The 25,794-nt window shown below is 39.1% G+C and carries 27 protein-coding genes; 16 read left to right on the top strand and 11 right to left on the bottom strand.

What is annotated here, in order from left to right; translation table 11 throughout:
• Positions 1-424: 424 nt before the first annotated feature.
• Both SYJ56_RS10640 and SYJ56_RS10645 read right to left on the bottom strand, forming a co-directional pair.
• The gene (locus SYJ56_RS10640; RefSeq protein ID WP_323834074.1) at positions 425-1,180 is read right to left on the bottom strand and encodes a hypothetical protein; all 756 of its coding nucleotides are present in this window, start codon (positions 1,178-1,180) and stop codon (positions 425-427) included.
• Positions 1,181-1,229: 49 nt separating this feature from the next.
• On the bottom strand, positions 1,230-1,823 hold the full coding sequence (locus SYJ56_RS10645) for a DUF6252 domain-containing protein (RefSeq protein WP_323834075.1): 594 nt from the start codon (positions 1,821-1,823) through the stop codon (positions 1,230-1,232).
• Between the two features lie 327 nt (positions 1,824-2,150).
• On the opposite strand from SYJ56_RS10645, the gene SYJ56_RS10650 reads away from it, so the two are divergent.
• Positions 2,151-3,029, top strand: coding sequence for an aldose 1-epimerase family protein (locus SYJ56_RS10650; RefSeq protein ID WP_323834076.1), 879 nt, complete (start codon positions 2,151-2,153; stop codon positions 3,027-3,029).
• A gap of 61 nt (positions 3,030-3,090) precedes the next feature.
• Here SYJ56_RS10650 and SYJ56_RS10655 read toward each other — a convergent pair whose 3' ends face one another.
• The 5 genes from SYJ56_RS10655 to SYJ56_RS10675 form a co-directional block, all read right to left on the bottom strand.
• Entirely contained in the window at positions 3,091-3,735 is a 645-nt protein-coding gene (locus SYJ56_RS10655) for an NAD(P)-dependent oxidoreductase (RefSeq protein ID WP_323834077.1), read from the bottom strand.
• Positions 3,736-3,948: 213 nt separating this feature from the next.
• Positions 3,949-4,836 (bottom strand): LamG-like jellyroll fold domain-containing protein, encoded by an 888-nt coding sequence (locus SYJ56_RS10660; protein WP_323834078.1) that lies wholly within the window; start codon positions 4,834-4,836, stop codon positions 3,949-3,951.
• A 25-nt stretch (positions 4,837-4,861) separates the two neighbouring features.
• Positions 4,862-5,947, bottom strand: a complete 1,086-nt coding sequence (locus tag SYJ56_RS10665) for a DUF6807 domain-containing protein (protein ID WP_323834079.1) — start codon at positions 5,945-5,947, stop codon at positions 4,862-4,864.
• Positions 5,948-6,012: 65 nt separating this feature from the next.
• Entirely contained in the window at positions 6,013-6,888 is an 876-nt protein-coding gene (locus tag SYJ56_RS10670; RefSeq protein ID WP_323834080.1) for a sugar phosphate isomerase/epimerase family protein, read from the bottom strand.
• Between the two features lie 4 nt (positions 6,889-6,892).
• Positions 6,893-8,263, bottom strand: a complete 1,371-nt coding sequence (locus tag SYJ56_RS10675) for a Gfo/Idh/MocA family protein (RefSeq protein WP_323834081.1) — start codon at positions 8,261-8,263, stop codon at positions 6,893-6,895.
• A gap of 297 nt (positions 8,264-8,560) precedes the next feature.
• Between SYJ56_RS10675 and SYJ56_RS10680 the strand changes: the two genes are divergently transcribed.
• The 9 genes from SYJ56_RS10680 (at position 8,561) to SYJ56_RS10720 (ending at position 18,311) form a co-directional block, all read left to right on the top strand.
• Positions 8,561-9,202 (top strand): hypothetical protein, encoded by a 642-nt coding sequence (locus tag SYJ56_RS10680; protein WP_323834082.1) that lies wholly within the window; start codon positions 8,561-8,563, stop codon positions 9,200-9,202.
• Positions 9,202-9,912: a DUF3307 domain-containing protein gene (locus SYJ56_RS10685; RefSeq protein ID WP_323834083.1), complete on the top strand. Its 711-nt coding sequence runs from the start codon at positions 9,202-9,204 to the stop codon at positions 9,910-9,912. Before SYJ56_RS10680 ends, SYJ56_RS10685 begins: the two co-directional genes overlap by 1 nt.
• Positions 9,913-10,815, top strand: coding sequence for a bile acid:sodium symporter family protein (locus SYJ56_RS10690; RefSeq protein ID WP_323834084.1), 903 nt, complete (start codon positions 9,913-9,915; stop codon positions 10,813-10,815). It begins immediately after the preceding gene.
• A gap of 34 nt (positions 10,816-10,849) precedes the next feature.
• Positions 10,850-11,851, top strand: coding sequence for a 1-acyl-sn-glycerol-3-phosphate acyltransferase (locus SYJ56_RS10695; RefSeq protein ID WP_323834085.1), 1,002 nt, complete (start codon positions 10,850-10,852; stop codon positions 11,849-11,851).
• Positions 11,852-11,926: 75 nt separating this feature from the next.
• A complete protein-coding gene (gene hppD, locus SYJ56_RS10700) occupies positions 11,927-13,021 on the top strand; it encodes a 4-hydroxyphenylpyruvate dioxygenase (protein WP_323834086.1) in 1,095 nt (364 codons plus the stop codon).
• 180 nt (positions 13,022-13,201) lie between these two features.
• Complete coding sequence (locus SYJ56_RS10705; RefSeq protein ID WP_323834087.1) at positions 13,202-14,224, top strand: DNA topoisomerase IB; 1,023 nt, start codon at positions 13,202-13,204, stop codon at positions 14,222-14,224.
• Between the two features lie 68 nt (positions 14,225-14,292).
• Positions 14,293-15,249 carry a mechanosensitive ion channel family protein gene (locus tag SYJ56_RS10710; protein WP_323834088.1) on the top strand — a complete coding sequence of 319 codons (957 nt, stop codon included), beginning with the start codon at positions 14,293-14,295 and terminating at the stop codon, positions 15,247-15,249.
• Positions 15,249-16,259 (top strand): YihY/virulence factor BrkB family protein, encoded by a 1,011-nt coding sequence (locus tag SYJ56_RS10715; RefSeq protein WP_323834089.1) that lies wholly within the window; start codon positions 15,249-15,251, stop codon positions 16,257-16,259. Before SYJ56_RS10710 ends, SYJ56_RS10715 begins: the two co-directional genes overlap by 1 nt.
• A gap of 321 nt (positions 16,260-16,580) precedes the next feature.
• Positions 16,581-18,311, top strand: a complete 1,731-nt coding sequence (locus SYJ56_RS10720) for a phospho-sugar mutase (RefSeq protein ID WP_323834090.1) — start codon at positions 16,581-16,583, stop codon at positions 18,309-18,311.
• Between the two features lie 110 nt (positions 18,312-18,421).
• Here SYJ56_RS10720 and SYJ56_RS10725 read toward each other — a convergent pair whose 3' ends face one another.
• Genes SYJ56_RS10725 through SYJ56_RS10735 form a run of 3 tightly spaced genes read right to left on the bottom strand, consistent with a single transcriptional unit; the run spans position 18,422 to position 21,544 of the window.
• A complete protein-coding gene (locus tag SYJ56_RS10725; protein WP_323834091.1) occupies positions 18,422-19,408 on the bottom strand; it encodes an L-histidine N(alpha)-methyltransferase in 987 nt (328 codons plus the stop codon).
• A gap of 3 nt (positions 19,409-19,411) precedes the next feature.
• Positions 19,412-20,557, bottom strand: coding sequence for an ergothioneine biosynthesis protein EgtB (gene egtB / locus SYJ56_RS10730; RefSeq protein ID WP_323834092.1), 1,146 nt, complete (start codon positions 20,555-20,557; stop codon positions 19,412-19,414).
• 42 nt (positions 20,558-20,599) lie between these two features.
• On the bottom strand, positions 20,600-21,544 hold the full coding sequence (locus SYJ56_RS10735) for a succinylglutamate desuccinylase/aspartoacylase family protein (protein ID WP_323834093.1): 945 nt from the start codon (positions 21,542-21,544) through the stop codon (positions 20,600-20,602).
• Positions 21,545-21,825: 281 nt separating this feature from the next.
• Between SYJ56_RS10735 and murB the strand changes: the two genes are divergently transcribed.
• Positions 21,826-22,839, top strand: coding sequence for a UDP-N-acetylmuramate dehydrogenase (gene murB / locus SYJ56_RS10740; protein WP_323834094.1), 1,014 nt, complete (start codon positions 21,826-21,828; stop codon positions 22,837-22,839).
• Here murB and SYJ56_RS10745 read toward each other — a convergent pair.
• Entirely contained in the window at positions 22,836-23,318 is a 483-nt protein-coding gene (locus SYJ56_RS10745; protein ID WP_323834095.1) for a deoxycytidylate deaminase, read from the bottom strand. The two genes, murB and SYJ56_RS10745, sit on opposite strands and share 4 nt — an antisense overlap.
• Positions 23,319-23,457: 139 nt before the next feature.
• Here SYJ56_RS10745 and SYJ56_RS10750 point away from each other — a divergent pair, with 139 nt between their 5' ends.
• The 5 genes from SYJ56_RS10750 (at position 23,458) to SYJ56_RS10770 (ending at position 25,783) form a co-directional block, all read left to right on the top strand.
• Positions 23,458-24,030 (top strand): DUF4136 domain-containing protein, encoded by a 573-nt coding sequence (locus SYJ56_RS10750; protein ID WP_323834096.1) that lies wholly within the window; start codon positions 23,458-23,460, stop codon positions 24,028-24,030.
• Between the two features lie 215 nt (positions 24,031-24,245).
• Positions 24,246-24,602 (top strand): response regulator, encoded by a 357-nt coding sequence (locus tag SYJ56_RS10755; RefSeq protein ID WP_323834097.1) that lies wholly within the window; start codon positions 24,246-24,248, stop codon positions 24,600-24,602.
• Positions 24,603-24,886: 284 nt separating this feature from the next.
• Positions 24,887-25,066 carry a hypothetical protein gene (locus SYJ56_RS10760; protein ID WP_323834098.1) on the top strand — a complete coding sequence of 60 codons (180 nt, stop codon included), beginning with the start codon at positions 24,887-24,889 and terminating at the stop codon, positions 25,064-25,066.
• A 71-nt stretch (positions 25,067-25,137) separates the two neighbouring features.
• Positions 25,138-25,287, top strand: a complete 150-nt coding sequence (locus SYJ56_RS10765; protein ID WP_283411818.1) for a hypothetical protein — start codon at positions 25,138-25,140, stop codon at positions 25,285-25,287.
• Positions 25,288-25,342: 55 nt separating this feature from the next.
• Complete coding sequence (locus SYJ56_RS10770) at positions 25,343-25,783, top strand: DUF6526 family protein (RefSeq protein ID WP_323834099.1); 441 nt, start codon at positions 25,343-25,345, stop codon at positions 25,781-25,783.
• Positions 25,784-25,794: the final 11 nt, after the last annotated feature.

Below are 25,794 nucleotides of genomic sequence, written 5' to 3' on the forward strand. Positions count from 1 at the left end.
TGGCAGTAATTATCTGGAATATGACAGTAAAAGGAGAAGCATACCAACCAAAGGATTTAGACCTTTACCAAAAAGAGATAAAGGAGCGCACGATTGCCTCAATCAAAAAAAGCTCCAATCCCTAAATCTATCAGCAGATGAAATACAGGCAGCATTGTCGTGAGTTAGATGGAATTATGCATTAGCAAATCTACTACGAAGCCTAATGCATAGTCCGGGTTAAACAGTTTGCATCAGCGTAAATCGAATGGAATGGCTCATATTAATAGATTTCACTAATCTCCTTAATAACATAAGCATCTTTACTTTTATAACTAAAAAAGCACCAGATATCCAGCCAGTTAATAGCTAGAACATCTGATGCTTTTACTTTTTTTGCTGACTTTATACGTATGAATTGGCCATCAAATCATACCCTCATTTTCTATTTCTTAGATTTATCTTCTTTAAACTTCCCGTTTTTTAAAGTCATAGCATCTTTCATATTAGCAGTGATTGCAGCATATGCTTCGCTATTACCATCTTCGTCATTTGGACCAACCTCTACTAGTCCATCACCATTTCCATCGGACACAAGACTTGGATCCACTCCCTCAAGGAATTTATCCAGATATAAAGTCAAATAAAGATCTTTTGCACCATCTACTTCTATTCCTTGATTGAACATGACATTCACCTCCTCTTCAAGATCGATATAAACGATTGCAGGAATACCAAACCAAGTAGCTTTTGCATACACTGAGAGTCCATACATACTATCTTCTTCAGGAATATCCTTTGCCTGAACTAAGTCAAAATCAAGTTTGCCATATATACCATCATATGCCATGGCAGTTCCGATGATAGGCTCATAGATCACTCCATCTTCTACTAAAGTTAGTATCTGCGGAGAATTATTGCGGATCTGTACTATGCTCGGTTTATTGCTACCTTCTGTCGTTCCCCTAAGAATTAGTTTCACATTGTCAATGGAAACTTTTATATCGGAAATTTCAAAATTTTCATAGATTAAATTATTAGTCCGAGCCCCGGGAGCTTGCTCACTAGTACTGATGGTAGCGGCAATACTTACTTCGCTTTGTGCTACAACTGGACCTTCCTCTTTTTCGGTACATGAAGCTGCAATTATTCCCGCAGAAACTGCCAAAAGAAGATTTCTAATACTTTTTGTTTTGTTCATAGTTCTTGAAATTAAGTTTATTAGTTGATTTAAGGGTTGTTTATTTCAATTATAGTACTTTCCATTGTACCTGCTCAAAAGCTCCACCAGTCACATTGACTAAAGTGTCATTATCACTATCAACTGCAGAAAACATAAAGGTTCCGGAAATTTTCTGTTCTTCTAAGTCTATTTGCGAAATGGTTAAGCTCATTTCGCCTGTATAATAGGTACTAGCTTTGAAGACGTTATCATCAGAGCGGATAGAATTTCTTTTTTCCACAGCACCTTTAGCTCCTTCAAAAGTGCTAGTTGATTCATTTATTAAAATCCATTCTGTGAAAGTATCACCAGCCTTGACTTCTTTTATGTCCTTGCCTGCCAGTTGGAATCCTACAGCTAATACGGTCTTGTTATCTTCGATTCGAATTCCATAAACTGTCAGTAAATAGTTATTTTCATTGAAATCCAATTCAGCCTTTATAAACTCAGAAGCCAATAGCCCTTTTCCACCTTCAGCTTCAAATGGCGCACCATTTAACATTGCACTGATCACACCTGTATCTTTTTTATCGGGCATAATGTCATCTATCGCGTCGCAACTTATCAGACCAAGTAAAAGCAGAAATAGGTAAGCATAATTTTTAGGATACTTAAAAAGCATAAATACTGAGTTTTAAGATTTGAAAATAATGACGGTCACATATTTGAATTGCATGTAATGCTCACATTTTGAGGATTAACTACACACTAAATAATACCTGAACCATATTAAATCTTACCATATAGCTATTTTAGCGATTTGATAAAGGCATTGCTTGCTATAAGTTCACATGCTATGCCACATATATCTATTTGCTTAACTGAAAATTGTTGGAGTCAAAAAAATGACAGGTTTACTGATGCGTTTAGCAAGTTTTATAGTTATAGAAAATAGGTTCACCTCTGAAAATATTTTGGAAACCTATATGAACCTTAGTTATTTCGAACCATGATCTATAAACTAGAATCCTCAAAATTGTCTGTTGAGGTAAATGATATAGGAATTGAACTCAGCTCAATCCAATCCCTCTCCACAGGAATAGAGTATTTATGGCAAGGAAATCCGGCTATTTGGAGTGGTCAGGCACCTGTGCTCTTTCCTATCATTGGAGCACTAAAGGGAGGCTTTACATTTATTAATGGACAAAAACATTCCATTCCCAAACACGGCATTATAAGAAATTCAAGCAAACCAACCCTGAAAAGCAAGACAGCCAGCTCACTTTTATTTAGCCTGAAATGGGATGAAGAAAGCCTGCTGCTTTATCCTTTTAAATTCGAACTTGAAATCGAGTTTATCTTGAAAGGTAAAACTCTCACAATCAAGCATACCATCACCAACCATGGAGAAGAAACTATGCTTTATTCCATAGGTGGACACCCTGCTTTTAATTGTCCCTTGCGGGATAGCGAAGAATATGAAGACTACTTTTTAGAATTTGCTCAGCCGGAAACGGATTCTACCTGGATGGTTGAGGAAACTGGATTGATAGGACTTAAGCAAAAAAAAGTGCTTGACAATACTGCCATTTTACCTCTTCATAAGCATTTGTTCGATGATGATGCTTTAATTTTCAAGCATCTTAAATCGAAAGAAGTAATGCTTAAACACAAAGATAGAGGCTCGATACTTTCGGTTAATTTTGACGATTTCGATTATCTGGGGATTTGGGCAAAACCCGGAGCTCCCTTTGTTTGTATTGAACCTTGGCTGGGAATTGCTGATAGCGTTGATTCTAACCAAAAGTTTGAAGAAAAAGAAGGACTTTTGAAATTGGAACCTGATCAAAGTGATGTAAAAATTTACTCCATCACAATCGAACAATAGACGGTACACAATTGAAAATTGGTAAAAAAGACGTAGCGCGGACTACGTCTTTTTACTTGATCTATTGATTAGCTATAAACGGTGCTTGTTTAATAAATTGCCTATCTGACAGTTGATCAATCAGGAAGTTGGCCAAACTCGTCGCTGAGATTTGATCTCCCAGACAATCAGTAAGTGACGTAATAATCGGCTTGTTCTCCTCATCCATGATTATTAGAGGTAACCTTACCAAAGTCCAATCCACCTCACTCCTTATAAGCAATTCATATTCGAGCTGTTTATCAGCCGTTGAATCAGGATAATTAGCATACATCCACTCCGTAGCTGCTTTTACAGAAGGTTCTTTTTTGTCTCCTTTTGCATCTACATTGATTCCTGATGCCACCACATATCGAGTGATTCCATGCAGCTTCATCGCTTTTAGTACATTCGAAGTTCCTTGTGAGGAAATCGTATGTTTACTTGGAGGCATACCCCAGCCCAAAGTACTGATCACTGCGTCACAATCTTCCACCAGCTTATTGACAGTTGGTTGATCAAGGACATCTCCTATAATTACTTCGATTTGAGGATTATATATGGGTATTCGATCTGGATTTCTGACAAGCATCATTATTAGAAAACCTGCTTTTACGAGTTCTTCGACAAGAAATTTACCTGATTTTCCAGTTCCGCCGATTACGGCTATTTTCTTATTTGCATTCATGGGATTCTTTATAAAATGTGATAAAAATAAACCCTGACATCTTCCCTGAAAGGAAGTGTTATTCCGTTGCTTTTAGCAACAGATGGGTCATTCAGCTATTTTATAAAGAGATTTTAATAGGTTAAACATAAGCTAAAATTGGTACTGAAAAAAGAAAATCCTGAGATGGTATCACCTCAGGATTAGAATTGTTATTTCCATTTTTATTCTAGCCTAGAAATATGCAAGGTCTTTAACTTCTTCATCAGTTAGCGCTCGGTCAAAAACTACCAAGCCTCCAATCTGTCCTTTAAAGAAATTTCCCATTCCCTTTGCCAATAAAACAGCTCCAACGGTAAAATCAGACCCATTATCACCTAATCCGTCGGGAAAATAATATGGATTTTTGGATTGAACCAAACCTTCAGGATAGCCTTCAAATCCTTGGGTATGATTAATCAGTTCCTCCTCTCGGGCCTCAAAGTCACCATTCACATATGATTTTATGTATTCTCCATCGTATGTGAATGCAATACAACTCCACTCATTTTTTGCAACAAGCTGTTTACTTGCTGAATAATCTATGGAATATGGAAAAGGTGGAGTGGCTTTGCCAGACACCGACACGTGTCCACAAACCTGGTCTGCCCCGTTGTAATAGCCCAAAGAGACGAAGAGTCCGTACTGTCTTTTACCTCCATCTTCGTATTCATTCCACATACCTCCTACAAAACCTGTTTGCTCGCCTGACCATTTCACCCAAGCAACCACTGTAACTCCCTGATTTTTCCCGTGGATATTGAGTGCTGCTGTTTGGTCATGGGCCAACCTCAGAAAATTTGTCCCATCAAAATATGCTGAGTAACCTGAAATCGGTCCCTCTGCCATACGCTTGACCTCAGTAGGAAACTCAACTAATGGGAATTTCCCTTTGCCCTGTGCCAATCTTGGTTCACCCGCATTTTCATCAAATTTCCAGAAAGCCACCATCCCATCTGTAGCTTCAATTCGCTGGATTAAATCTTCATGTTTGCTGTTTTGCTGCCCAGAGGCAATTATACTACTGCCGAGTAAGCAAAAACATATTCCAAGGAATGAAAAGAATTTTGGCGGTTTAATCATTTCATAGTAGGCTAAAACGACAATTCTACTGTGCCCATTCTAAATAATCCCGATTGACTTGACCATCGAGTATACTTTCATTGGAATAAATGATGACTCTATACTTGAATGTCGCTGATTCGCCTTGTTCTAATTTAAAGTTTAGCTCATCCTTGCCGTCACTAAGTGCTTTTTGACCTAAAGGATTTGCTGCAAACAAACCATATCCTCTGGCATGCCAATAAGTTGGATAGCCTGGATTAGATGGGAAATCAAGAATAGCAACAGAAATATCTTCATTATTGATCTTGCCGCTAAGACTTACCCAATCTCCTCTGGTCCCCCAAACATCATGGCCTTCCACTCCTTCACTACTCAGATACATACCTGTGATTCCCTCATTATTCATCGTCGGGACATCAGTTGCTTTACCGGAAGCATCTGTGAAAATCTCAGGTTTATCGGAAGGGTGTTCCAATTGCCTCGCCGTACGAAGACCTAGCATCCCTTCTTTATTATCCGTCAGTTTCACTTCTCCATTTGGAGCTGTCAGCGTAGCTATTCGATCTATGGTTCTCTGATCGTCTTTCCCGCGGAAAATAAAGGTGGTATTTTCTGTCAAAAGCACTTCACCTTCATTATTCATCCAGTCCATACTTACTTCTAACACGCCTTCTTCGTTCCCACTTTTCGTAGACTTGATCGATTTATGCACTATATGCCCATACTTCGTTTTGTCTTTGATATCAGAAGAATTGTTCCAAAAATCAAGACCATTCACATCTCCGTAGTTGAACCAAAGTCCCAAATGGTGTGGATGATCCACACGCTCTCCCGGACGAGGTGTAATAGGCCAGCCTCTGGTAATTGCATTTCCATTAGCTGTATTGATTGGATATAAAACCGGCTTTTCAAGTGAATCCGGATAGATGTAGGAAGTGAATAATTTTCCATCAATGATGACGTCTACCTTCTTAGCAACGTCATCTTGGACCAATTCTATTCTGTCTTTCATCTGTTTAGATTCAGTATGAGTTTCTGTACTTGCTTGAGGAGTTCCACAGGCAAAAGCCATTGCTGACAAGGCAATTGCAGTGGAGTAATTAAAGAGTTTTTGTTTATGAAAAATCATTGTATAATGCTGGATTTAAAGTTAATAGTTTAATAAAAATGAGCTGGTGAATTCAATCTTCCCAGTCAATTCTTTTTCTTCAATTGATTGAATAAAGCCAATTGCTCCTTAAGAGCAGCCACCCGATCTGTTGGCTCAGTACGGGCTTCCATCAGAAACCATCCCTCGTATTTGATGTCATTGAATAATTTAAACAGCTCAGGATAAGGATAGTCACCTTCATTGAATTCACGCACATGCACCGTATCTCCAAACCACTTTTTGACTGAATTGAAATTAGCTTCCAAGCCAGGAGGCAAAAGATCTTCAGCATTACAGTTCCAACATATCTTGACAGCAGGTTCAGTTACCTGATCAAAAATCGCTTTCATATTTGGAAGCTCCTGAGTTAAGTTCCCATGTACTTCCACTCTCACCAATTGACCATGCTCTGCAGCGAACTTTCCTACTTCATTGAAAGAATCAGCTATTTGAGCGATGGTTTTTTCTTTAGGTACATCGGCGGGGAGATTATTGGGTTTTACTTTAATTCCTGTCGCACCTATATCCTTGCATAATTTAATATACTCCTTTGTCCCCTCTACATTTTTCCTGACAACTGCAGGATCTGGACTGTGATACTCAAAATTACTTCCGTAGCCCAGACAAGTTACTTTGCTATCCTTAAAGCGCTTTTTTACTTCGGCACGTTCTGCTGCAGTCAAGCTTGTTTCCACTCCGTGCGCATGTTCGGTGCGAAGCTCCACTCCTAGCACTCCTGCTTTCTCACAATTCTCAATAAGTGTGGGAAGATCCCAATCCCTTCCCCATTGGTAAGTCACCAAACCAAATTTCATCCCTGATTTTGCCATGGAAAAAGCATCCAAAGGAAATTGCATAGCTGCCAGACTTAAACCTGCTGCTGCGCTTTTCTGCATAAACTCTCTTCTAGAATTACTCATAAAATCAGACTTTAGTTGGGATTGTGTATGGATCACGATAATCTCTGGTGAGCATTTTATCTGCTTCTTTATCTTTTACAAATTTTTCTGTGCTTCCGTCAAATCGTAATTCACGACCAGTCAGATAAGATACATTGGCGATCAATGGAAGAACTGATGACTTGAATCCTTCCTCAATGTCGCAGTGAAGTGTCTCGTTATTTCCAGCTCGGATTGCATCCAGGAAATTCGCATAATGTTCCGCACCCCCCGGTGCTGCCAAAACTTGATTACTCGGTTCCGGAGCGGCTTCTTTTTTAGACTGGGCAAAAGGCTCATTCTCCTTCTCACGGAAGGCTTTCCACGTGCTGCCGTCAAGTTCCAGATATCCTTTAGTTCCGTAGAAAATATTTCCGATGGTTATATCCAATCCTGATTCTCCATTGGTATATCTCCCTCTAGTTTCAAATTCGAGCATGGTGCCATCTGCATACTTGAACACTGAACTTTGTGTATTTGGAGTTTCCTGAGAGCATTCGTCCGGATCTATCCCGTAAATTCCTCCTGCGGAATAAACTGAAACAGGATGCTCATTCTTATTCATTCCCCAGCGGGCAACGTCAAACTGATGAGGTCCCTGGTTTCCTGTATCACCGTTTCCTGTTGCCCAGTGCCAATGCCAGTTATAGTGTACTTTCTTTTCATTGTATGGAATCATCTCCGCCGGACCTCTCCAATAATCGTAATGCAATGAAGCCGGTGGCGTGCTATCTGCCACTTTGCCAAAAGAGTCTCTTGGTTTGAAACAGGTGCCACGAGCCATGTATACATCCCCGATTCCTCCTCCATGAAGGAATTCCATCGCTTCCATCACATTGGCTATGGATCGGTTTTGGAATCCTACCTGTACTCTACGGTCGTATTTGCGGGCTGCTTCTACCATTTTTCTTCCTTCCCAGACATTGTGACTGGCAGGTTTTTCTACGTACACGTGTTTTCCTGCCTGACAAGCCCAGACTGTTGCCAGCGCATGCCAATGATTTGGTATGGCAAGAGAAACTGCATCCAGTTCTTTATCCTCCAGCACCTTGCGCATATCCCATTCTGTCACTGGAGTAACGCCCGTTTTCTCAATAACAACTTTTGACTTTGGTTCGAAATACTGTTCATCAGCATCGCAAAGTGTCTTTAATCTCACATTTCGATTGTCTTTCAAAGCACACCATTGATTGATATGATTGCTGCCTTGTCCTCTGATTCCTACCACAGCAATGTTGATTCGCTCATTTGCTCCAATAATGGAAGCGTATGATTTGGCACTCATACTCATGCCGGCCATTGCTATTCCGGCAGTGCCTAAGAGACTTTTCTTTATGAATTCTCTTCTTTTTTCCATTTTGATAAAAGGTTATAGGGTTTATTGTTTTGCTTTTTAGGCTTTTAAGGTAAGCTCTTGTTCGTTCATAGCCAGTCCTTCACCTATGATTTTTTAATCTAAACAATCTCTTCCTACCAATCAATAGTATTTATTTGGACTCCTTAATTACTTGTGCAAACGATTGCTTTTACATTCTATTTATTTCTCCAAGGCGTGAATCCAATCTCACTTTATCGCTATTTACGGTGATATTCTATTTTATCACCATTTACGGTGATATTTTGATTTATCACCATTTACGGTGATATTAGAGTTATGATTGCATTACTTACAGGAGACATTATCAATTCCAGAGAACTGAAGGATCAAAATCTCTGGATCAATCCATTTAAAAAATTGTTGCACAACTGGGGTCAAACTCCAAAGCAGTGGGAAATATTTCGTGGAGACAGCTTTCAACTAGAAATCTCAGACCCTAAAGAAAGTCTACTGGCAGCCTTGCAGATCAAAGCACTTATAAAAAGCCTACCTTATCCTGATGAGAACAAGAGAAGTTCTCCAGTGGATGTAAGAATGGCAATAGGAATCGGTACAAAATCCTACGATGCGGATAGAATATCTGAAAGCAATGGAGAGGCATTTGTGCGATCAGGAGAAAAATTCGAACAACTGAAAAGCGAGATGATCACTCTGGCAATCAACTCGCCATGGGCCGAATGGAATGATGAGATGAATCTTTACCTGAAATTGGCTGGAATTCAAATGGACAGCTGGTCAATTTCATCCGGTGAATTGATGTCTGAAATGCTCTCCAACCCGGACCGCACACAGGCAGAAATCGGAGAAGTGCTTCATATCAATCAAAACTCAGTGAGCAAGCGATACAAGGCTGCAAATGGTGAAGATATTTTGACACTGGAGAAATTATTTAGAAAGAAACTCAGTCAACTCCTCTAATGCTTATTCTAATCAAACTCATTCTTGCCCATCTAGTAGGAGATTTTCTGCTCCAACCGACTTCCTGGGTGAAGGAAAAGGAAAGCCTAAAGGTGTATTCCCGAAAGCTATACATTCATGTCCTTATACACGGCTTACTTGTCTTGCTCCTACTTTGGAATATAAGTCAATGGCCCATCATCGTCAGTGTTATGGCGGCTCACCTGATCATTGATATGACAAAGCTCTATGGACAAAAGAAAAAAACAAAAACCACATGGTTTGTCATTGACCAGCTATTGCATTTAGCAAGCTTAATCGCAATATGGGCAATTTTCGCGCGTGTAGAGATCGATATTCAAGGAATCTTTCAGAATCCAAAAATCCTGGGACTGATTACCATTATATTTTTTCTCACACAACCTACTTCGATTATCTTATCCAATATGCTGAGAAAGTGGTCTGATTCCATTCCCACCCAACCTGATCAATCCCTCCAAAATGCAGGCAAATACATAGGAATTCTAGAACGCCTATTTGTTTTTGGTTTTATCTTAACGGGGCACTGGGAAGCTGTGGGATTTCTGATCGCTGCGAAATCAGTTTTCCGCTTTGGCGATCTTCGCAAGTCCAAAGAGCGAAAGCTCACTGAATATATTCTGATTGGAACCTTACTTAGCTTTGGTACTGCAATGCTTTCAGGGCTTATATTTATATCAATATCCAATTAAATGAACCCAAACACTGACCTGGATTCTATCCAACTCAATTTTTCTTCAAGCGATTTATTGCTTCTCAACCTTGCGCTAGCACTGATCATGTATGGTGTAGCACTAGAATTGAGATTTGAGGATTTTAAATACTTGGTAAAAAATCCTAAAGGTTTTTTTCTAGGTGTCTTTTCTCAGTTCATCTTATTGCCATTTCTTACTTGGTGCTTGGTATTGCTTATGAAGCCACCTCCATCAGTGGCACTGGGGATGTTTCTGATAGCGGCTTGTCCAGGAGGAAATGTCTCCAATTTCCTAACAAGCCTCGCCAAAGGAAATACTGCTCTTTCAGTAAGTTTAACAGCATTTTCCAGCACTATATCCATTATAAGCACTCCATTAAACTTTGCGCTATGGGCAGGACTCTATGCCCCAACTTCCAATTTACTAAGAGAGATCAGCCTAGATTATACAGATGTATTTACTACCGTTGCATTGATTCTAGGCATTCCATTAATACTTGGAATAATCACACGTAAATACGCCCCTGTATTTGCTGAAAAAGCATCCAAAATCCTCAAGCCTCTAAGCATTCTAATTTTCACAGCCTTTGTGGTGATTGCTTTTGCTGGGAATTTCGATCTGTTTACCAAATATATTTCTTTGATTTTCCTCTGGGTATTGGGTCATAATTTCGTGGCTCTAGGCTCAGGATTTATCACTGGGAAAATCTTCAAATTACCCCTGGCTGATGTGAAGACAATGACGATCGAGACCGGAATTCAAAACTCAGGTTTGGGGCTGGTTTTGATTTTCACTTATTTTGATGGCCTTGGTGGAATGGCTATTATTACGGCCTGGTGGGGCATCTGGCACCTGATCTCAGGTATGACCATCGCAAGTATTTGGAAATCAAAGGTCTGAATACGAAAACAGTCTGTGAAACGCTAACAAATAAATGAAATACTTAATCAATGAATTCCTTCGCTTCCTAGTTAAGATCTCGTTGAAGGGCTATTTCAAGAAAATAATCATTGAGGGTGCAGAAAATATTCCGAAAAACACGCCCATTCTTTTGGTCGCAAATCACCAAAATGCATTGATCGATCCGTTACTTTTGGCCACACACACTTCGCTAAAGCCCTATTTTTTAACTCGAGCATCTGTTTTCAAAAAATCATTAGTTGCCAAAATGCTGAATTTCATCCAAATGTTACCTGTCTACAGGGTGAGGGATGGATTTTCTACTATTCAGCAAAATCAAGGAACTTTTGACCAAACCTATGAGGTGCTTCGCAAAAATGGATCAGTCATTATTTTTGCCGAAGGCAGTCATAGTCTAGTCCGAAATCTACGCCCATTGAGCAAAGGTTTTACCAGAATAGCTTTTGGCCTCAAGGAGAAATATCCAGAAATTACTCCCGTTATCTTGCCTGCAGCCGTGGATTACAGCGCGCACAAGCGATCTGGTAGCATTTCAAGAGTCACCTTTGGGAAAGTTATTCCTGTTGACATGCCAGTTTCAAAATCTGGTTTGCTGACCAAATCAGTACAAAAAGCGTTGCAAGACCTGGTAGTGGAGATACCTAATGAAGGGTATGAGCAGCATCTGGAAAGCCTGATTGAGCATCATGTGGATGTGAGTTCAAGAGCTGACGTCAATCTATTTTTTGAGACAGGAGAAGTGCCAAACCCTGTCGAAGAAGCATCTGGTTTGAAGAATAAACTGATGAAAATCTTCCATTTCCCGCTCTATTGGCTGTGGCTTTTGAAAAAGCCAGGTGTAAAGGATCCTGTGTTTTCGTCCACCTGGAAGTTTATGATAGGCTTTGTATTAACTCCTTTTTACTATCTATTCCTCCTTTGGCTAGCGATGGACACTCCCCTTGGCAGTTGGGCTTTGGCCTTTCTAGTGATGGCTTGGATTTCATTAATCGGCAATAAGAACCCTCAGGAATAAAGGCAGGCTTGACCAAATATTCTTTGGGATATTTTATAACTTTGGAAGAAGAAATAAACCCGAAAATACCTAACCATGAGTCAAGACTTCTTACCCTTAAAGGGAACTGATTACGTAGAATTGTACGTCGGCAACGCCAAGCAATCTGCATTATATTATCAATATGCTTTTGGATACGAATTGATCGCCTATGCTGGCCCAGAAACTGGCATAAAGGATCGAGCGTCTTATGTCCTAAAGCAAGATAAAATCAGACTGGTACTTACTTCACCATTACATCCAGATGGAGAAATCGCTGCCCATATTCAAAAGCATGGAGATGGAGTGAAAGTGCTCGCATTATGGGTGGATGATGCAGAGCAATCTTGGAAGGAAACAACCAATAGAGGAGCCATTTCAGTCTTGGAACCTAAAACGATTAGTGATAAACACGGTCGGGTCATAGTGTCTTCTATCAAGACTTATGGTGAGACCATTCATACTTTTATCGAGCGCAAAGACTACACAGGCATTTTTCTACCAGGATATCAGCCAAGAACAAGTGCCTACACACCTCAGCCAATTGGCTTGAAATACATAGATCACTGCGTAGGTAATGTGGCTTTAGGTGAGATGAATCGTTGGGTAGAGTTTTACGAAAATGTCATGGGATTCAAATTGCTCATCACTTTCGACGACGAGGATATTTCCACAGAGTATTCAGCCCTGATGTCTAAGGTAGTATCTAATGGAAATGGTTACGTAAAGTTCCCGATTAATGAGCCAGCCGAGGGAAAGAAGAAATCACAGATCGAAGAGTACCTAGACTTCTATCATGGCCCAGGCGTACAGCATATGGCACTTGCGACGGATGATATCATTCACACAGTAACTGAATTGAGAAAAAGAGGTGTGGAGTTTCTGGAAGTACCTTCATCCTACTATAATGATCTACTTGATCGAGTTGGGAAAATTGATGAGGATTTGCAACCACTGAAGGATCTGAATATCCTAGTAGATCGGGATGATGAAGGATATTTATTGCAAATATTTACTAAACCTGTACAAGATAGACCTACTCTATTCTTTGAGATCATACAGAGAAAAGGCGCCAAATCCTTTGGAAAGGGGAATTTCAAGGCACTCTTCGAAGCCATAGAGCGAGAGCAAGGTCTCAGAGGAAACTTGTGATTTATCAACCAATAGCCGACAACCATTATAGTCGGCTATTGGTTTTTAACTTTTTTTGAATGCAAACTAGCTTAAACAAACCCTATAAAGAGTATTCAAAGAGGAAAGCTATTAGCCACCGAATCTGCTTGTGCATGAGTCTTGTTATGTTGAGATAAATAATCCTTACATCACGAACATATGGTCACTGCAGCCGAACTTCCAAAAGGTCTTGTATACATGCGAGACTCACAGCCTGGAATACTTAGAAAGAAAAGGGGTCGCGGTTTTATTTTTTTAGACAAAGACAATCAAAAGCTTTCCAATGAATCACAAATAGTGCGGATTAAAGACCTAGTAATTCCGCCTGCATGGAAGGATGTGTGGATTAGCCCAAAAAAGAACAGCTATCTACAGGCTACAGGAATAGACGAAAAAGGCAGAAAGCAATACCTCTATCACTCGAAGTGGTCTGAATATTCACAGAAAATAAAATATGATGACCTGCTCAAATTTGGGTATTATTTGCCCAATCTGCGAGAGCGATATCAAAAGGATTTGCGGGTAAAAACCTGGAGCAAGAATAAAGTTCTGGCATTGGCAACGGCACTACTGGATGAATTACATCTACGCGTAGGCAATAAGCTTTACACTGAAAGTAACAAAACCCACGGACTGACTACACTCAGGCGAAAACATCTCAAGGAAGATGGAAGCAAGCTCTTGATCAATTACATCGCAAAGAGTGGAAAAGAACGCTCCGTTTCTCTTACTAATAAAAGGCTTATCAGATTGTTAAAAGATTGTTCTCAGCTTCCTGGGTACGAATTATTTAGGTACCAAGAAGGTAACGAATGGTATACAGTGGATTCTTCTGCGCTAAACGATTATATCAGTTTGGATGCACCAGAGGGTGATTACTATACTGCCAAATATTTTAGAACCTGGGGAGCAAATTGCATTTGTATCAAACATACCGCCGAAGTATGCCTACTATGTGAGAACACAAGAAAAAAGCCTGAGACTACTTTAATCAGACTGGTAGCTGAAAAAATGGGACATACAGTAGCGGTGTGCAAAAGTTCCTATTTGCATCCTGAAATTATCTCCCAATGCCTGAATCCAAAGAAGATAAAGGACTGTTTACCGAAAGATTTTTCACATGATGGATACAAACCTGAAGAAATTCAGCTGATGAAAATCCTCTGCAATAAACTCCATTGAATCACTAAGAATTCATCTTGGCATGTTTTTTTGACTTACCTTCGGCGATAAAAAAGAATATATTTTATATGAGTATAGCGGAGATTTTAGGGTATGACACAAAAAAAATATTTGAAAAAATCACAGAAAAATTAAGTGCATGGTTTGACACAATGGTGGAGAATCTACCAAACCTTGTCTTAGCTATTATACTTATAGTCTTTACCATATTCATCGCAAAGAGCATAAAGCGATTATCAGCCAGCTACATTCACAAACTCGGCACAAATGAAACGATTAGTCGTTTTTTAAGCCAATTGATTTTTCTGGGGATTTTGATATTTGGGCTTATGTTGGCACTATCTGTCATGGATCTTACCAAGACCGTATCATCCATACTAGCAGGTCTTGGGATCATAGGATTGGCTTTGGGTTTTGCATTTCAAGATACTGCTGCCAACTTCATATCTGGGATATACATTACTTTTAATCAGCCTTACAAACTTGGTGACATCATCAAGACTCACGATGGACATGAAGGTTCGGTACTGGAAATAAACCTCCGTGTCACAAAAATCAAAACATATAATGGCCCCATAGTCTATGTGCCAAATCGCTATTTGTTTCAGGAATGCTTTACGAATTTCACCGAATTTACACAGCGAAGAGTGCAGATAGAATGTGGTGTGAGCTATGGTGAAGATCTGGAGCATGTGGAAAAAATCGCTCTTGAGTCCGCCAGAAATGTATCTAGCAGACTTGAGTCCGAAGAGCCAACTCTCTTTTGGACAGGTTTTGGAGATAGCTCAATTAATTTCACCTTAAATATCTGGTGCAAGTTCGATGAAAACAACTTGGATTTTATTCCTGTGAGAAATGAAGCGATCATTTCTCTGAAAAAGGCATTCGATAAAAATGATATTATGATACCATTCCCAATCCGTACTTTGGACTTTGGAATCAAAGGTGGTACTCAGCTGAATAAAGAACTTTCTACACTATCCATTTCTCCAAAAAATGGCTCAACTAATTCAACTGAGAGTTAATGGAAACTGAAGAAAATATGTCAAATCTAACCCCTTCCCGGTTTAAAATCACCCACATACCCAGCCTGATAGTGGAAAGTTTCAAGCAATGGAACGATGCTGATCCATGGAGACTTAGTGCAGTAGTTGCTTATTATGCAGTACTATCGCTCCCTGCACTAATGGTGATTGTGATCAATATTGTGGGAGCAATCTGGGGTGTAGATATAGTGACTGGAAAGCTAAATAATGAACTGACCTCAGCATTGGGCCCTGAGACTGCAATTTTTCTCACGAATATGGTAGAGCAGACTCAGAACAGCGATAAGTCCTTAGTAGCATCTATTATAGGAATCGGAGTTTTGATTTTTGGAGCTACTGGTGTTTTCTTTCACCTGAAAATCTCTATAAATGCAATCTGGGGTCTAAAGCAGACTGATGATGTCAAATGGTATTACACCCTATGGGAACGAGCTATTAGTTTTGGATTTGTACTGGTTCTTGGATTTTTACTACTTATCAGCTTTTTGCTGACAGCTTTACTCTCATTATTCAGTGATTTCATTAAAAGCATATTACCAGAATTCGTTGTGGTTTTTGCATTTGTGGTGGATTTTATCATTTCATATGGAGTAGTTGCTGTTCTTTTCGCACTCATTTTCAAATACTTGCCTGATGCAATAATCAAATGGAAATCTGTTTGGGTAGGTGCACTCCTAACTTCATTCCTTTTTTCTGTCTCCACATTCCTGTTAGGAATTTATTTTGGAGCGGCCGAACCTGGATCTACTTATGGAGCTGCAGGATCTGTAATTCTTGTCTTGCTTTGGGTTTCTTACTCATGTCTGATTTTCTTTTATGGAGCAGAATTCACCAAAGTTTTTTCTATAAGGTATGGCTATGGCATCATTCCAAAAAATCATTATTCCAGAGTAAAAAAAAAGGAGATAATATTTAAGGGCGATTTTGTGCCTCCTCCGAAAGATCCAGTACCAGAAGGGGAAGTGGATGACTTAAAGGAAGAAAAGTAGTTATATATAAATCATAGTGAGATTTAGACAATTGTTCAAACCAAAATACACTTGGCAATGTCTGTAATACCATCAGAAACTTTGAAGGATCAGTAAACTTGAGAAGCTGTAACTATTCTTCAGAAGAAGACGCGCTAACACTTCGAATTGAAACGAGCTTACACATGAACAAAAGTAAAAATGTGAAATAAGATGACTTACCATCCTTCATGATGCTTAGCAAGCATAAAAATTATATAAGTCATATTCAATACCTAAGAAATTAACAGGTGGCTTATTTTATGTTTTTATATATCTTAGAACTTCAACAATTTTTAAAACATGACTACTTTAGACCCTAGCATCCTAGCCAAAGCAAATTTTTGGCTTAGTGGCAATATCGATGAAGAATCGAAAGCCCAAATCCGCACCCTAATTGATCAAAATCCTTCTGAGTTAACCGATTCTTTCTACCAAGACCTAGAATTTGGTACAGGTGGACTTAGAGGTCTAATGGGTGTAGGAACCAATAGAGTGAATGTGTATACAGTGGGAATGGCAACTCAGGGGCTTGCAAATTACCTCCTTAAATGTTTTCCAGGTGAAACAATCCGGGTAGCTATAACGCACGATTGTAGAATCAATAACACACTGTTTGCGACCACCACAGCAAACGTCTTGACAGCAAACGGAATTCATGTGTTGTACTTCAAGGAAATGCGACCTACTCCCATGCTTTCATTTGCAGTAAGGCATTTTGATTGCAAAAGTGGCGTGATGATCACAGCTTCACACAATCCAAAAGAATACAATGGCTATAAAGCGTATTGGGATGACGGTGCGCAAGTTGTTGCTCCCCATGATAAAAACATCATAGATGAAGTGAAAAAGATTACGTCATTCGATTATGTCAATTGGGATAAAAATGATTCACTTTTCAAGTATATAGATGACGACTTCGACGAGATTTATATGAAATTGGTCAAGGGTCTGAGTCTGGCCCCAGACGCTATCGAGGCTCAAAAGGATATGCCGATTGTCTTCTCCCCGATTCATGGAGCTTCTGGCAAAATGGTTCCTGCTGCGCTAAAGGCTTTTGGCTTCGATAATGTGAATATCGTAAAAGAGCAAGCTGAGCCAGATGGTAATTTCCCAACAGTTATTTATCCCAATCCAGAGGAAGCTGAGGCGTTGACGCTGTCTCTGAAGCTTGGAAAGGAAGTTGGGGCAGAATTAGTGCTGGCCTGTGATCCAGATGGGGATCGCTATGCAGCGGCTGTACCAAATGCTTCAGGAGAATTTGAACTTTTGAACGGTAATCAAACTGGAGCCTTGCTTACATACTATTTATTGAGCCAATGGAAAAAAGCTGGTAAACTCGATGGTAATCAGTTTATGGTCAATACTATTGTGACCACTGAGTTAATTGATAAAATCTGTGAGGGATTTGGTGTGAAATGCTTCTCAGTCTTAACTGGATTCAAAAACATCGCGGCTATCATCAAAGATCTAGAAGGTAAAAAAACCTTTATCGGAGGCGGCGAAGAATCCTACGGATACTTAATCGGTGACTTTGTCCGTGATAAAGACGGCGTAAGTGCATGTGCCATGGTAGCAGAAGTGATCGCTTATTATAAAACACAGGGTAAGACAGTTTTTGACGTACTTGCTGAGATCTACAACCAGTTTGGTTTCTATAAGGAATCACTAATTTCGGTCACTAAAAAAGGTAAAGACGGAGCTGAACAAATTCAAGCCTTGATGACTGATTTCCGTCATCACCCACCTGCTGAAATGAATGGTATCCAAGTAGTAAAGATCGTAGATGTAAAGGAAAGTACTGTCAAAGATGTGAAATCCGGCAAATCTGAAAAGCTTGATATGGATAAGTCTAATGTGATGCAGTTCTATTTAGCAGACGGAAGTAAAATCTCCGCCAGACCGTCTGGAACAGAGCCTAAAATAAAGTATTACTTTTCAGTTAATGCACCGCTGGCAAGTACAGCTGACTATAGAAAAGTAGAGAATGAGCTGGTAGAACGATTAGAAGGACTTAAGCGCTATTTCAGTTAATCCTCAAAGCAATCATATCAAGAGGCTGTCTCATAAGTAGGGACAGCCTCTAATTTGTACGGGTAGGTATCTGAGAAAAATTCCAAATACTCAAATGTCAGGCTGTTGATTTAAGTTATGAGACAACCTCTTTTATGCCTTTTCCAGAGGACATCAGCAAAATATTCCTCAGAATCCATGAAATTTTCTTCCACACCAAATCCACCTGAGGAAGCTAAAGCGCCAATTTCACTCAAACTATATTTCTTTGAGATTTCAGTAAAAATGGATTCAAATGCTTCAAATTCGAAGCTTTGGTTTAATGCTCCTATGGTGACCTCTTGGAATTTTCGGGAAACTAAATAGCTTCTGCATTCCCCACTTACAGGATCATAGGTAGGCCAGTGAATAAAAGAATTACGATCAAAATCAGCATCCAACTCCCTATTGATTCTATCAAGCAAATTCAAATTAAACTCGCGCGTCACTCCTTGCTTATCATGATAAGCATCTAGAATGATCTGAGGGTTCTTTTTTAGGTCAAAACCCAACAGAACCAGATCTCCTCTTTTGGTCCCTACCCGCAAGTGATCCACGATGTTCTTTGCCTCTTCTGCCCCAAAATTCCCAAGATTAGCACCCAAAAATAAGATCAAATTAGGCTTTCCATCCTCCCAAACTTGCTTTTTGAGCGAATCTCTATACGAATCCTGAATAGGTTTAACTGATAATTCTGGAAGTTCAATAACTAGGCTTTCTTCCAGCTCTTCCAAAACTGAACCTGAGAAATCAACTGGATAGTACGTAAACTCAACCTTCTTTTCAGTCAGATACCTCAACAGGATTTTGGTCTTCATCCCATCACCAGCTCCCAGTTCAACCAAATTAAATGGTTTCTCTAACGCAAGAATATTGGCTAAAATCAGCTCGTGCTGACCTTTCAATACTTCATATTCTTTACGGGTAAGATAGTACTCTTGCAAGGCCATAATCTGCTGAAACAATTTATCACCTTTGGCGTCATAGAAATACTTGGAAGGTAAAGTTTTGGGCGTGGAACTAAGGCCAAGCATTACATCTTGGGCAAAAGTCCCGAAATCGGTGTTTTTGGCATTCATAAATTAAAGCGATTTGGCAAGACGGATACCCATGAATTGCCATCTGAATTTTGGATGAAAAAAGTTTCTATAAGTAGGTCTTGAATGTCCACCAGAAGTAGCAACTGAAGCCCCACGCAGCACCATTTGATTGATCATAAATTTTCCGTTGTATTCCCCTATTGCCCCAGGGGCTACTTCAAAGCCAGGATATGCCAAATAAGCTGAGTTGGTCCACTCCCATCTTTTGCCCCAGTCAAATTGATTTTGAGATACTTCCCACTCAAACTCTGTAGGTAGTCTCACTCCTTTCCAACTAGCAAAAGCCGAAGCTTCATAGAAATTCACATGAGCCACCGCGGCTTCTTTATCAATTGGCTTCAAACCATCCAAGGTGTAATAAAACCAAGCTCCGCCTTTCTTTTCCCAATAAAGTGGTGCCTTTACTTCCAATTCATTAGCCCAAGCCCAACCTTCATCATGCCAGTAGGTTGGGTCCTCGTAGCCACCATCTTGGATAAACTCTAAGTATTCCTGATTAGAGACCAAAGTTGAGGCAATCGCAAAATCATTGATATACACCTTATGCGGATTAAGCTCATTATCATAGCAAAATCCATCACCATTATGACCGATTTCATAAATTCCAGAATTAACAGAAATCCATTTTGACTTTGGTTCAGGCAAGTATTCTTTGATATCCATTACACTTGGATTCAATGGATTAAACCATAGACTGTACTTTAAATCTGTAATAAGTAATTCCTGATGTTGTTGTTCATGATTCATCCCCAAGATTACAAGTTCATTTATCTCCGGATTATTCTTTTGGATCAAATTTTTCATCGATTCATCCACATAAGCCCGATAGGCTTTTACTTCGGCGACTGAAGGTCTGGACATTAAGCCTCGCTGATTTCTTGCCGTCCTAGCTCCTAAAGAATTATAATATGAATTGAAAAGGAAGTTAAACTGAGGATGCTTTACCACATAGCGGGGATCATTTGGCACCAAAATAAACTGTTCGAAAAACCATGTAGTATGTGCCAAGTGCCACTTTGGAGGGCTAACTTCTTCTGAGGCTTGTAGGCTAAAATCCTCAGTAATCAAATTATCGCAAATATGCAGAGAGTGATTTCTCACTTTCTGAAAAGCTTCTGATAAATTCATATGTGTTTGACAGATAGGCTACAAGATAAAAGGTTATGAATATTATTCCTTGCCAATATGCACCAATGCATCTCCAGTATTAATGACAGGCATATTGTTCATCCCAATTATATAGCCGTTAGTTGGAGACTTGACAGGGATTTTAATCTGTCCATAAGGATCCGAAATCCGTGCCAAGATCTGGCCTTTCCTCACGGACTCTCCCACCTTCAAACTGGCGTTAAAAATCCCGGAAGTTTTGGCTCTAACCCAGTTACTTTCTTTTAGAAAAATAGTCGATTGGGGAGCAGGTGCATCTGCAAGCATGCCTAAGCTTGCCAGCATTCGCTTTGTCCCATTTACTCCTTCTTCAATCCCATAGTCGTCCAGGCGCATAGATTCCCCGCCTTCAAAAACCAAAATATGTTTCCTTGCTTTATAAGCCTCTTTTCTGAAAGATTTCTCTATGTATTTTGAGTTGAGTACGTAGTGGGTTCCGAATGCTTTTGCCAGATCTACTGCTACTTTATCTTTGTAATCCACACGAACCTGAGGAAAATTACCGAGCATACGCCCTCCAGTATGGAAGTCTATCCCATAATCTATCTGTGGGATGATTTCGTTGCTAAGAATAAAAGCAATGCTCGCAGCTAAAGAGCCTCTTTTACTGCCCGGGAAGCTACGATTCAGATCTCTTCCATCAGGAAAAGTTCTGCTGTTCGAAAGAAATCCGTAAATATTAACTAACGGAATAAAAATCAGTGTGCCCTTGAGCAACTCAAGTCCTTCATCAATTTCCTCCAAAAGCCTCTTAGCAGTTACAACACCATTGATCTCATCTCCATGAATACCACCACTTATCAATACTACAGGGCCATCTTCTTTAGAGGAGCGGATAAAAATAGGCAGATCAATTAATGTGTGAGTGGGAAGTTTGGCGATGGCAATTTCTATATTCATCGATTGGCCGGGTCTGATCCGTACACCATTTATAACCAATTCTTTCATGTGATTATAATTGATTTTTATTGGCCACCCCGATTAGTCGGGGCAGGCTATGGAATCTCGATTGGAAGATAATCATCCTTTTGTGTGTCGCCTTCGACATGCTCGATTTCATCTGGTTATAATTTTTTTTTAATGGACATATGGAATCTCGCTGGAGATATAATCAATACACTGTGTGTCGCTTCCACCATGCTCGATTTCATGCAATAAATTTCAATTTGGGTGATATCATTTCTTATTGGGACAAAAACTTACTTATTTCGCAAGGCACTCTCCTATCTATGAATATACTAGAAAACATCTCCCTTAAGTCATTTAATACGTTCGGAATTGATAAAACTGCCCGATTTTTTGTTGTCATAAAATCTATTGACGAGCTAAAGGAGGCTTTGGAATGGGCTAAATCACAGAAAGTCAAACCCTTGATTCTAGGAGGCGGAAGTAATATCCTACTGACTCAAAATCAAGAAGCCTTAGTCATCAAAATCGAAATTGAGGGTATCAAAGCAGTTCTTGAGGATCAACAATTCTACTGGATAGAAGCAGGAGCAGGGGTAAATTGGCACCAATTTGTACTGACCACTATCGAAAATAATTGGGCTGGAGTAGAGAACTTGTCCTTAATTCCAGGTACTGTAGGTGCTTCTCCTATGCAAAACATAGGTGCATATGGGGTGGAAATCAAAGATGTATTTTCAAGTTTGAAAGCATTGAATAGAAATACGTTGGAGCTGGAAGAATTCAATACTGATCAATGTCAATTTGGCTATAGAGAAAGTGTATTCAAGCATGCGCAAAAAGACGAATATGTGATTTGTTCAGTGGTTTTTAGATTGAGAAAAGTACCGCAATTTCACACAGAATACGGTGCAATTCAAGAAACGTTGGCGGCTTCTGGAATCAAGGAGCTAAGCCTAAAGGCAATTTCAGATGCAGTGATTCAAATCCGTCAATCCAAGCTCCCAGATCCAAAAGAAATTGGGAACTCGGGCTCATTTTTCAAAAACCCAACTATTTCTCATGACCACTTCAAAGCACTACAAAATGAGTATGCTTCGATTCCTGGCTATCCGAATTCAGACGGAGTGAAAGTCCCTGCTGCCTGGCTGATCGAGCAATGTGGCTGGAAAGGCCAGCGATTTGGAGAAATTGGTGTTCATGCCAAACAGCCTCTGGTTCTGGTGAATTATGGGGATGGTGATGGAAATGATATTAAAAACCTAGCTGAAAAAATTCAGAAATCAGTTTTAAACAAGTTTGAAATAAGCATTCATCCAGAGGTGAATTTTCTTTAGACCAAATGATCCTTGACTTCCAGCGTCTTTTCGTATTTATCTACTTGGACACCGAATTTCCTTAAGAAATCTACCCCTTCATCTGACCCGATGCCCTTGTATTCTGCATAAGAAAAGAGGTAAATCACTCTTGATATTCCCATGGAGAAAATAATTCTAGAGCATGCAAGACAAGGAGAAAGTGTCACAAATAGCGTAGATCCCTCTACGGTAGTATTGTTTTTCACAGCATAGAGAATTGCATTTTGCTCAGCATGAAGTGCTAGGGAGCAACTTCCCTTACTATCTCTTGCGCAACCATGGTCTGGAAATTCCACATCACAATTATGTGTGCCCGCAGGAGGACCATTGTAACCTATGGAGATTATACGGGTATCTTTGGTGAGCACGGCTCCCACATGCTTCTTGATACAATGGGAGCGCATGGCCAAATTGACCGCCAATTCCATAAAAATATCATCAAAATCAGGTCTACTCATATTATTTAATTTCGCCAAAATTAGCATTACATACTGAAGGCAACCAAGAATACTTGAATAATAGGTGCATGTTTTTCGTTAAATAGTAAATTCTAACTTTCTTTTTCATTCACCATTTTGCAAATAAAAGCCATAAACTATGAATCGAATACGCCCAAATCACTTCTTCTTTATAACCTTTCTGCTTTTAGGACTTAGCTCCTGTAGTGCCATTGAAATTTTCAAAGAAAATACTGAAGTCCCCATTCGAAGGCCTTACAAGTCTTTTGTGATCATCAACCAGGAAGTCGGAATGAGAACATTTTCTTCCCAATTTATAGATCAACAAGTACAAATTCACCTGCAAGAAGCTCTGGAAGAACAAGGATTGGTTTATGATAAAACAGAACCTGAATTAATCATCCGCTATACTTCTAATGAAGATCCCAGAAAAAGAGAAACGTATCAAAACACTACTCCATACCCTTTTTGGGGGTACAGAGTCTGGGATCCCTGGATGTATAATCCATACCGGAACAACAATCCAACCACCACAAATTATGAGTTGGTTCAGGTAATTGTGGATTTTATCGATCAGACAGAAGATAAACTGCTGATGACTTTGACAGGCGTAACTGAAGTCAGCAGTCAGAAGACTAAAAGTAAAAAAGTACTGAAAACGACAGACAAAATTATAGAATACTTCCTTTATGAAATGAAGGATACCCAATGACCATCAGCAAAATATTTTTTATTTGGGCTTGGGGATTTTAACCAATGAACTAGCGCAAAAACACAATTTTGATCAATTGTCTTATATAAACTGTTCTTTTCAAAAAAAAACCACAATTCTTTAATTCTTATTTGGCTAAACATTTGTAATATATCAATTACCTATTACTTTTGTAGTAGCTATATTGCATTTCAAACCTGTATTTTTGTATTTTAATGCTTACAATTGTCTTAATAGATGACGATCCAATCAGTACATTTGTTACTGAGAAACTCATTTCTAGAAATGTGAAGGAACCGTGTCAATTTTTTAAATTCCAGAGTGCCAGGGCAGCACTGAAAGAAATTTATTCCATTAAACCCAATTATTTATTTTTGGATCTAAACATGCCAGAAATGAATGGCTGGGATTTCTTAGATAGCTTTAACACTGACAAGAATGAAGCACAAATTTACATCTTGAGTAGTTCCGTTGACGAAAGGGACATCAATAAAGCAAGTAGGTACAGCGTAGTTAAAGACTACCTATCAAAACCTCTCATAAAAAAATACATTAAATCAATATTTAGTTGACCCACCATATGGGTCATTTTTTTTGCAGATGAAACCAAAAGAAATTCGGAGAATACCTATAAATCGATTCTAAAAACTACTCATAGTTATCATAAATCACCCAATAATTAAATATAAAAGTTATCATCCAAATCAGGCAACCTGATTTAAATCGAACAGCAAACTATTTAAATAGAATTCGCGTAAAAAAAGTTGAAAAAAAATATAACAACTGTATGGTGCGAAATGATTTTTTATCTTAATTAGCATCGTTCAACTATTAAAAAACCCCTATCTAAACTACTATGGAGGATTTTGACGACGATTTCGAAGATGACGACAGCTTCACTGATGAAGAAGATTTCGGCAATGATTTCGAAGATGAATACGATCTCGACGAAGAAAGTGAATTTGTCGATGATAACATCTTGGATTTTGATGATGACGATGAAGAGGAAGATTTCGATGATGATCAGTTTGATTAAATAGATTCCTTTGGTTAATTGGAGTTAAGAATTTATCTTCGAGCAATCTTTAGAAATTCAATAAATTGATCATGATACTACTTGACGTTTTCACCTCTCCACTTGCTGGAGGAGCCCAAACCTTCCTTGTGATTGTATGTGTATTAATCGGTCTTGGAGCCGGAATAACTGCAATAGATACTCGAAGTACTTTCACCAAGAAGAAAAAAGCTGATCATTAATAACTTATATTTTACTTAAAAGGAGGCTAGCGCCTCCTTTTTTTATGTCTCAAAAATGTCAAAAAAACAGGATTTCCAAAATCACGCAAAGTATTACCCCTTTCATCATTTTTTTATTTTACCCTTAACATTATTTTTCTTCGGGTGGACAGTCGTGAAAATTGATTTTAGTTCTTCCGAGGCTATTTCTGACAGCATCTATTTTCTATTGCTTGGATTTATTATACTGTTAATCTCTTATCTCCCACGGATCTATGCACTTAAAAATCAAAATAGAATCATTCGTTTGGAGATGCGACAACACTATTTCAATCTTACTGGAACTCCTTTCCACGAAAAAGAGAATCAACTTACTTCAGCCCAAATTATAGCTTTAAGGTTCGCAGGGGACGATGAGATCTTAGCCTTAATAGACAAGTCTATCAAAGAAAATACTATATCAAAAGAGATTAAAAAAAGTATCAACAACTGGAAAGCAGATTATCACAGAGTATAAATCATCAAACA

Source organism: Algoriphagus aurantiacus (assembly GCF_035156405.1).
Lineage (GTDB): Bacteria > Bacteroidota > Bacteroidia > Cytophagales > Cyclobacteriaceae > Algoriphagus > Algoriphagus aurantiacus.